1 protein-coding gene is annotated in these 1759 nt (G+C 54.3%); it reads right to left on the bottom strand.

From position 1 onward, the window contains the following. Positions 1 to 95: 95 nt before the first annotated feature. A complete protein-coding gene (locus tag ADN01_RS14620) occupies positions 96 to 1691 on the bottom strand; it encodes an IS1182 family transposase (RefSeq protein WP_075071233.1) in 1596 nt (531 codons plus the stop codon). Positions 1692 to 1759 lie beyond the last annotated feature (68 nt).

Genomic DNA, 1759 nt, shown 5'->3' with positions numbered 1-1759 from the left:
GGGGCTGTCTGGAAAGAAGATCCAGGCAGCCCCAATATGGTTAAAAAGGGGGCAAAAAAGTCATTTTGGCTTGAGAAACAAAAAAAGCCGCCCTTTCAGGCGGCCAATTTTCTCAGATTATGGGCAATGCTCACCAAACCCCACTCAGTTTTCACCTTTTCCAACCCGCGGAGATGGAATCGTCGAAAGTTCATATTGTGTTTGATATGGCCGAAGACCGTCTCGACCTCGGTGGAGCGTGCTGCTCGTAAACGCTGCCCTTCTGGACTGGTCAGGTTGGATCGAGCTTGCCTGCGGTATGCCAATAAGCGGAAGGAGATGCGGATCTTGCGGTTACCCCTCGACTTGGTGCACTGGGGCTTCAGCAGGCAACCCGCGCAGTCAAAGCATTCATACGTCTGTCGGGTGCTTTCGTAACCGTTTTCGGTGATGTAGCGCGAGGTGTATTGGAAATGCAAGCGCTTGTCCGCTGGACAAACAAAGGTGTCGGTTTGCTGGTCGTAGGTAAAGTGCTCGGCGCGGAACTGGTGAGCGCGCAGCACTTCGGCCTTGCGGTAGTGGTGTGTATCCTGGTAGAAGGTGTTGTACTTGAGGAAGTTTTCGGCGCCATGCTGCTCCAGATAGGCATAGTTCTCTTCGCTGCCGTAGGCAGCATCCGCCACAATCCTTTGGGGCAGACGCCCACCCGTGTTGTGACGAACCTGTTCTAAGTGCGGGATCAGGCAAGGGGGATCGCCGACCCGATTATGTACGCTGAAACCCGTGATGAATTGCCCCTCGGTGCCGATCTGCACATTGTAAGCTGGTTTCGGCCAGGGCTTCTCGGCTCCCCGGTCTTCCTTCATCCGCATGCTGCTGGCGTCTGGGTCGCTCTGAGCATAGCTCGACCGCCCTGCCAGGGTTTCAGTTTGCTGTTCATACTTCTCCAGCCGCGGCAGGCAGTCTCCCTCCAATTTCTTCAATGCCTTGCGTTTGGCCTGCGTATCTCTCTTCGGCTGCTGCCGCTCGCGCAGCCGCTGGTTCAGCCGTTCAATCCGTTCACGCAGCTTCTCTGAGTCTATCTCGCTCCCCCCTTCGCCCCCACCCCGCTCTTCCAGGTCTTTCTCTCCATACTCGGCCTGTTCCGCTTCATTCTCCGCTTCAATTTGCTTCAACAATTCTTCGATCTGCGTTCGTACCCGCTGCTGATACCGGTTCTTTCGCTTCGCCCATACCACTTTGTGCTTGTTGGCATCCGCTTCGATCTTCGTCCCATCTACAAAGTACGTCTCCAGCTTGACCTTGCCCGCTTCAAGCAAGTACTCCAACACCTCCGCAAACACTTCATCAATCACCCCCTTCATCCGACTCCCTCGAAAATCATTGATCGTGCGGAAATCTGGCCGCTGCTCTCCGCTCAGCCACATGAAGTGGATGTTCTCCCGCAGCGCTTTGGCTATCTTCCGCGATGAGTAGATCTTCTGACTGTAGGCATACACCAATACCTTCAGCAGCATCTGCGGATGGTAGCTGGAGGTCCCTCCACCTTTATACTGTGCCAATAGGGGACGAAGATCCAGTTTGTCAATCGCTGCGCTCACTACTCTCACCAGGTGTTCTGGCTCGATGACTTCATCATAGCTGCGCGGCAATAATGAGGCTTGGTGCATCACGTAGGGTTTGAATACGGGCGCTGTTGGTCTTCTTTTCATCCCCCTATTGAATCACGCTTGCTTTATTTTGGGAAGGGGCTGCCCATTGTTACTTTTTGGACAGCCCC

It is taken from the genome of Levilinea saccharolytica (assembly GCF_001306035.1).
Classification (GTDB): Bacteria; Chloroflexota; Anaerolineae; order Anaerolineales; family Anaerolineaceae; genus Levilinea; species Levilinea saccharolytica.
This window is presented reverse-complemented; position numbering and strand designations above follow the sequence as displayed.